1 protein-coding gene is annotated in these 887 nt (G+C 37.4%); it reads right to left on the bottom strand.

The annotated features are described in order from the left end of the window. Window positions 1-8: 8 nt before the first annotated feature. The coding region (locus tag QNI15_RS38875; RefSeq protein WP_314037602.1) for a transposase at window positions 9-887 on the bottom strand (879 nt) is incomplete at its 5' end.

Here is an 887-nt window from a genome sequence, read left to right on the forward strand (position 1 = left end):
GAAGTTGTTTAGTATTTATTAAGAGGTTGGATTTTACGTAAAAAACGAATAGAGAAAGCCATATAGAGAAATGCAGTCCAGTTAGGCGCCTTCTTCTCAAACCGAATTAATAAGACTTTGAAACTGTCCATCCAAGCATTGGCTTGTTCGATAACAGTTCGATATGAGTATAATAATTCATCAAAGTAATGATAATTTGCGTTATGATCTTCTTTATCAGTCCATTGTTGATTATGCTTTTGTTTTTCCAATGGTGAGGTGGGGGTTGTATTTCTGGTATTGGGTGCAATATTGGCTTGTATTTCCTTTCTTTGACATTGTTTGCGAAAGGCTTCCGAATCAAAACCTGCATCAGCATTGAGAAACAAACCTTTATGTTCAATTCCTGCTTGAGTAAGAATGCTACATAGTTGTTCAAACTGATTTTCTATATCAAATAAATCATGATGATTTCCTGCCTGACAAGTGCTACAAGCTAAGAGTTGACCTTGTCTATCAGCTAAAAACAAAGTATTGGTTGTGGGTGCCTTTTTTCTAGTTTGATAGCCAACGGCTTCACCTGCTCGTTTACAAATTGTATGTGAACCATCTAACTGCACACATGATAAGTCAATTTTGTCTTTATGAGTGGAAAGAAGATTGAGCCAGACTTTAGTCCAACTCCCATCTTTAACCCATTTAGTAAAATGATAATAGACTCCCTGCCAGCTTAACTTCTTTTCTCTAACAAATTGACTGACAGGTAGAAATCGCCACCGTCTCGGCTCTGATTGACAGCCCGTTTTCAGCCGATACAGAATCGCTTCTACTATCTGGGTTAACAATTCTATACTGCATTCTTTCCCTCTGGTGCCTACACTTAAATTTGCAACTATATAGGTGCGTAT

It is taken from the genome of Xanthocytophaga flava (genome assembly GCF_030068545.1).
Classification (GTDB): Bacteria; Bacteroidota; Bacteroidia; order Cytophagales; family 172606-1; genus Xanthocytophaga; species Xanthocytophaga flava.